This window comes from Dietzia sp. DQ12-76 (assembly GCF_014145045.1).
GTDB lineage: Bacteria > Actinomycetota > Actinomycetes > Mycobacteriales > Mycobacteriaceae > Dietzia.
The window spans coordinates 1-5985 of sequence record NZ_JAALDV010000001.1 but is presented as its reverse complement, the minus strand read 5'-3'; the positions used below and the strand labels follow the sequence as shown (position 1 = coordinate 5985).

At 69.2% G+C, this 5985-nt stretch carries 7 protein-coding genes and 1 pseudogene; 6 read left to right on the top strand and 2 right to left on the bottom strand.

The features are described from left to right. The first annotated feature begins 258 nt into the window (after positions 1 to 258). From tsf to G6019_RS00025, 4 genes are all read left to right on the top strand, one after another. Entirely contained in the window at positions 259 to 1083 is an 825-nt protein-coding gene (gene tsf / locus G6019_RS00040) for a translation elongation factor Ts (RefSeq protein WP_107756634.1), read from the top strand. A gap of 241 nt (positions 1084 to 1324) precedes the next feature. Next, entirely contained in the window at positions 1325 to 2050 is a 726-nt protein-coding gene (gene pyrH / locus G6019_RS00035) for a UMP kinase (RefSeq protein ID WP_107756633.1), read from the top strand. Positions 2051 to 2097: 47 nt separating this feature from the next. Beyond that, positions 2098 to 2655, top strand: a complete 558-nt coding sequence (frr, locus tag G6019_RS00030) for a ribosome recycling factor (protein WP_107756632.1) — start codon at positions 2098 to 2100, stop codon at positions 2653 to 2655. Positions 2656 to 2702: 47 nt separating this feature from the next. After that, positions 2703 to 3581: a phosphatidate cytidylyltransferase gene (locus G6019_RS00025; protein WP_107756631.1), complete on the top strand. Its 879-nt coding sequence runs from the start codon at positions 2703 to 2705 to the stop codon at positions 3579 to 3581. A gap of 23 nt (positions 3582 to 3604) precedes the next feature. On the opposite strand, the gene G6019_RS00020 is transcribed toward G6019_RS00025, so the two are convergent. Next, on the bottom strand, positions 3605 to 4027 hold the full coding sequence (locus tag G6019_RS00020) for a LapA family protein (protein ID WP_182613755.1): 423 nt from the start codon (positions 4025 to 4027) through the stop codon (positions 3605 to 3607). 86 nt (positions 4028 to 4113) lie between these two features. On the opposite strand from G6019_RS00020, the gene rlmN reads away from it, so the two are divergent. After that, positions 4114 to 5223 carry a 23S rRNA (adenine(2503)-C(2))-methyltransferase RlmN gene (gene rlmN / locus G6019_RS00015; RefSeq protein WP_182613756.1) on the top strand — a complete coding sequence of 370 codons (1110 nt, stop codon included), beginning with the start codon at positions 4114 to 4116 and terminating at the stop codon, positions 5221 to 5223. 85 nt (positions 5224 to 5308) lie between these two features. Here the strand turns inward: rlmN and G6019_RS00010 are convergent, their stop codons facing one another. Then, a complete protein-coding gene (locus tag G6019_RS00010; protein ID WP_107756629.1) occupies positions 5309 to 5668 on the bottom strand; it encodes a DUF2631 domain-containing protein in 360 nt (119 codons plus the stop codon). A gap of 149 nt (positions 5669 to 5817) precedes the next feature. Between G6019_RS00010 and G6019_RS00005 the strand changes: the two are divergent. After that, a pseudogene (locus tag G6019_RS00005) lies at positions 5818 to 5985 on the top strand (1-deoxy-D-xylulose-5-phosphate reductoisomerase); the annotation flags it as partial.

The window sequence follows — 5985 nt, the reverse complement described above, 5'->3', positions numbered from 1 at the left end:
CGACCCGCAGGAGATCGCCGCCGCGACCTCCGAGGCTCCGGCCCCCGAGGCCTGATCTCCGCACGCTCGAACAGCTCGGGCCCGGCCGCCCACGATCCCTCCGGGGATCTCCCGGGGGGGCCGGGCCCGAGGTGTCGGTGAATGCGGGCGAGGGGTCCACCGGCGCCGCGGCGTCTAGGGTGGAGTCGATCGCGCCGGCCGGCCGACGCCAACAACTTCCGATACATCACGAAACTCTTTTAGGAGGGTCGCCCCACCATGGCGAACTACACCGCTGCCGACGTCAAGCGTCTGCGTGAGCTCACCGGCTCCGGGATGATGGACTGCAAGAAGGCACTCGAGGAGACCGACGGCGACTTCGACAAGGCCGTCGAGGTCCTGCGCATCAAGGGCGCCAAGGACGTGGGCAAGCGTGCTGAGCGCACCACCGCCGAGGGCCTGGTCGCCGTCAAGGACGGCGTCATGATCGAGCTCAACTCCGAGACGGACTTCGTCGCGAAGAGCGCCGAGTTCATCGCGCTGGCCGACAGGATCGTCGCCGTCGCCGCAGCACAGGGCATCTCCGATCTCGATGCGCTCAACAATGCCGACCTCGACGGGTCGACAGTCGCCGACGCGGTGGTCTCGTTCTCCGCCAAGTCGGGGGAGAAGCTGGTCCTGCGTCGAGTGGGCAAGCTCGACGGCCCGGTCGCCGTGTACCTCCACAAGCGCTCCTCCGACCTCCCGCCGGCGGTCGGCGTCCTGGTGGCCTACGAGGGCCAGGGCGAGGCCGCGGAGGCGGCCGCCCGCTCGGCCGCCATGCAGATCGCCGCGCTCAAGGCGCAGTACGTCTCGCGCGACGAGGTGCCCGCCGACATCGTGGCCAAGGAGCGCGAGATCGCGGAGGCCACCGCCCGCGAGGAGGGCAAGCCGGAGCAGGCTCTGCAGAAGATCGTCGAGGGTCGTCTGAACGGCTTCTACAAGGACGTCGTCCTGCTGGACCAGCCGTCGGTCACCGACAGCAAGAAGACCGTCGGCGCGCTCCTGTCCGAGGCGGGTGCCACGGTGACCGCCTTCCTCCGCTTCGAGGTCGGCCAGGCCTGATTCATCCCCGGCATCCGCGGTGGCGGATGCCACGTCGACGGCGGCACCCGGACCCCCGGGTGCCGCCGTCGGTCTGTGTCCGACCGTTTCCGTCTCAGAACGCGCGGGCCGCGGTGTGGCGCCGGGGGTGATAGGGCAGAATGGACGAGGTCCCACCATGGGCCGTACGGCCGCTCGACGAGGACGTCGGGGGGCGTTTGACGCACGAGACGGGCGCGATCCGTCCGGGACGAGGAGAGCGATGACCGACCCGCGGGACGGCTACAGACGTGTGATGCTCAAGCTGGGCGGAGAGATGTTCGGCGGGGGCGGCGTGGGGATCGATCCCGATGTGGTCCAGTCGGTCGCGAGGCAGATCGCCGAGGTCTCCCGCACGGGTGCGCAGATCGCGATCGTCATCGGCGGCGGGAACTTCTTCCGCGGCGCCCAGTTGCAGCAGCGTGGTCTCGACCGTGCGCGCAGCGACTACATGGGGATGCTCGGCACCGTGATGAACTGCCTGGCGCTCCAGGACTTCCTCGAGCAGGAGGGCGTGTCGACCCGGGTGCAGACCGCGATCCACATGGGACAGGTCGCGGAACCGTACATCCCCCTCCGTGCCGAGCGACATCTGGAGAAGGGACGGGTGGTGATCTTCGGCGCGGGCATGGGGATGCCGTACTTCTCCACCGACACCACCGCCGCCCAACGCGCGCTCGAGATCAAAGCGGAGGTGCTGTTGATGGCGAAGGCCGTCGACGGGATCTACTCCGACGACCCGCGGACCAACCCCGACGCCGAACTGTTCACGCGGATCGAGCACCGCGAGTGCCTGGAACAGGGACTGAAGGTCGCCGACACCACCGCGTTCAGTCTCTGTATGGACAACAAGATGCCGATCCTGGTCTTCAACCTCCTCACCGAGGGCAACATCGCGCGCGCGGTCGCCGGTGAGGAGATCGGAACCCTCGTCAGCAGCCCGGCCTGAGGCGCAGGACCCCCCACCTCACTCACGTAGAGAACGGAAGACATCACATGATCGACGACACCCTGCTCGAGGCCGAGGAGAAGATGGAGAAGGCCGTCGAGCGCGTCCGTGACGAACTCGCGGCCATCCGCACCGGTCGCGCCAACCCCGGCATGTTCAACCGGGTGCTCTGCGAGTACTACGGGACCCTGACCCCCATCACCCAGATGGCCAGTGTCTCGGTTCCCGAACCCCGGATGCTCATCATCAAGCCGTACGAGATGTCCCAGATCGGGCCGATCGAGAACGCCATCCGCAATTCCGATCTCGGCGTCAATCCGACCAACGACGGTCAGGTCCTCCGCGTGACGGTTCCGCAACTCACCGAGGAGCGTCGTCGCGACCTCGTCAGACAGGCCAAGGCCAAGGCGGAGGACGGCCGCATCGCAGTGCGCGGGGTCCGTCGAAAGGCGATGGACGAACTCAAGCGCATCGTCAAGGACGGCGAGGCCGGCGAGGACGAGGTCAACGCCGCCGAGAAGGAGCTCGACAAGCTCACCCACCGCTTCGTGGCCGACGTGGACGAGCTCGTCAAGGGCAAGGAAGGCGACCTCATGGAGGTCTGACCACCGACGCACCCGCCGACCGACCCCCGAGATCCGAGGAGAATGCCGTGGACACCGCCCCGCCAGGCCCACCCGGGCCCACAGCCGCGGCAGCTGCTCCACCATCGCGGGCGGGCCGGGACCTGACCCGCGCCATCCCCGTGGGCGTCGGGCTCGGGGCGCTGGTCATCGCGAGCATCGCGTTCAACCCCAGGGCCTGGTACCTGGTCGCCGCCGGCGCGGTCGCCATCGGGACCTGGGAGGTGTTCAAGCGTCTCCGGCAGGCCCAGTTCCGGCTCCCGCTCCTGCCTCTGCTCCTGGGCGGGCAGGCGATGGTCTGGGCCGGGTTCTTCGCCGGGGCCAGAGGGGCCTTCGCTGCGTTCGCCGCCACGACGGTTCTGGTCCTGGTCTGGCGGCTGTTGATGGCGGGCCTGACCACGGCACCGCAGAACTACCTCCGGGACGTCTCGGTCGCCGTCTTCGTCCTCGTGTGGATCGCGGTCCCGGGCGCTCTCGGGGCCATGCTCGCGGACGGCGACTTCGGGGCCCAGCGGGTCGTCGCCCTGATCCTGTTGGTGGTGTGTTCGGACGTCGGGGGATACGTCACAGGCGTGCTGTTCGGCAAGCATCCGATGGCGCCCGCGGTGAGCCCCAAGAAGTCGTGGGAGGGCTTCGCCGGCTCGATGGTGTTCGCCATCGTCGGGGGCGCGCTCGTCGTGGTGTTGTTGTTCGACGACAACGTCTTCAAGGGCGTCCTGCTGGGCGTCCTCACCGTGTTCACCGCGACCCTGGGCGACCTCATCGAGTCCCAGGTCAAGCGGGACCTCGGGATCAAGGACATGGGTACGATGCTGCCGGGACACGGCGGGTTCATGGATCGCCTGGACTCGGTCCTGCCCACCGCCGTCGTGGTGTGGATCATCTTCACCTTCGTCGTCCCGACCTGACCGCACCGGGCACCGTCGGCAGGTCAGTGGCCGCGGGCGCTCACCTTGCGCGCTCGGCGGGCACGCATACGGAGCTGGAGGATGCGGAACCCGGCGAACAGCGCCATGATCAGCGCACCGGCGATGGCGGCGAACAGGATCAGCACCCCCAACGGGAGGCTGAACTCGAGGCCGAGATATCGGACGTCGGTCGAGGTGGTGTTCTGCGCGACGAAGACCAGCAGCAGAATCGTCACCAGAGCACCGAGGACCAGCCCCACCCACGCCGATCCGAGTCTGCCGGCCGAGACATCGGGAAGTCCGGCGTCAGGTCCCCGCCCGGCATCCCGGGCCCCTTCGGCGGGCACCGGCGCCGAGGCGGAGGCGTGGGTGTCCTCGAGAGGGGCGATGTCGGTCGACGCCGGATCGTGATCGGGTTCTACGGGGTCATGCGAACGCGTGGGCATGACAGGACTCTATTCCCTCCGCCCGGCCCCCGGCATCCGCTGGCGGTGTGTCGTGCAGACCGGTTTCTGACACAATGGCACCCATCATGGTTGAGCCACTGCCCCTCGTCTTCGACGCCCCCCGGCGGGGTCTTCCCCCTCGTCACTTCGCCGATCTCGACGCCGCGGGCCGGGCCGAGGCGATGGGTGAACTCGGGGTCCCCGCGTTCCGGGGCAAGCAGCTCGCCAACCAGTACTTCGGTCGCCTCGAGGCGGACCCGGGTGCGATGACGGATCTGCCGGCCGGTCTGCGCGAGCAGATCGGTTCGGAGTTGTTCCCGCGCCTGGCCTCCTCGGTCCGGCACATCGCGGCCGACGGGGGCACCACGCGCAAGACCCTGTGGAAACTCCACGACGGGTCGCTGGTCGAGAGCGTCCTCATGCGTTATCCCGACCGCGCCACGCTGTGTATCTCGAGCCAGGCCGGGTGTGGAATGGCGTGCCCGTTCTGTGCGACCGGGCAGGCCGGGCTCCAGCGCAATCTCTCGGCCGCCGAGATTCTCGAACAGGTCCGGGAAGCGGCCCGGGCCATGCGGGACGGTGAGGTCCCCGGGGGGCCGGGCCGACTGTCCAACGTGGTGTTCATGGGAATGGGGGAGCCGCTGGCCAACTACAAGCGGGTTCTCACCGCGGTCCGGGGGATCGTCTCCCCGCCACCGTCGGGGTTCGGACTGTCCCAGCGGTCGGTGACGGTGTCGACCGTGGGGGTGGTGCCCGCCATCCACCGGCTCGCGGAGGAGGGGCTGCACGTCACCCTGGCGGTGTCCCTGCACACTCCCGACGACGAACTGCGCGACACCCTGGTCCCCGTGAACAACAGGTGGCCCGTCAGCGAGGTCATGGACGCCGCGCGGCACTACGCCGACGCCACGGGTCGTCGCGTGTCGATCGAGTATGCGCTGATCCGCGACGTCAACGACCAGACCTGGCGCGGGGAGATGTTGGGTCGACTGCTCACCCAGCGGCTCGGGCCCATGGCTCATGTGAACCTGATCCCGCTCAACCCGACACCGGGCAGTGAGTGGGACGCCAGCCCGAAGCACAAACAGGACGCATTCGTGGCGGCGGTTCGGCAATCCGGGGTGTCCTGCACCGTCAGGGACACCCGGGGTCAGGAGATCGCGGCCGCCTGTGGCCAACTCGCCGCCGAAGGGTGAGGCCGGGGGATGCCAGCCGCTCCGGAGCACAGACGAGGCCGCCGCCCGCGAGATTCGCGGGTGGCGGCCTCGTCGTACCGGGCTCTCAGCGCTTGGCGGGAGCGGTCCCGACCGCGCCGGACGCCGCGGCACCGACCACCGAGTAGTGATCGGCGGGCACCTCGTACACCCTGGCCTTCTTCAGGCTGTCATCCTTCTTCGGGCGCAGCGAGTGGAACATCCAGGCGGCGAGGAACAGGGCGATGGCGACCACCCAGATGTCCTCGACCCGGCCGATGTGGTTGCCGAAGAGCATGGCCAGGAGGAACAGCACGAAGAAGCCGCCCACGGCGAGGCCGACCTTCCTGCTGTGCTGGTGCCAGCCCCATTCAACGGAGGGCTCGTCCAGCGAGCTGATGCCCCCCACGACGATTTCCTTGCTGGTGTGGTGCCCGTCCGCGCTCATGCTCCCCGGTTCTCCTCACGGCTCGCTGGCGGCCCCGCGGGCCGCCGACATCGCGTCCAGTCTGGCACACGCCCGGTGAGGGACTGTGGGTAACCCGCCCGCATCGGGGCCGGGCGTGACCACGCGATGCGGCGCCGGGCGCTCCGGACGTGGACAATGACGAGGTGACCACGCGCGTTCTCATCCTCGGAAGCACCGGTTCGATCGGTACCCAGGCACTGGAGGTGACCTCCGGGGCCGGCCCCGGCCGGTTCGACGTGGTGGGCCTGGCCGCGGGCGGCGGGCGGATCGGGCTGCTCGGCGACCAGATCGCCGCC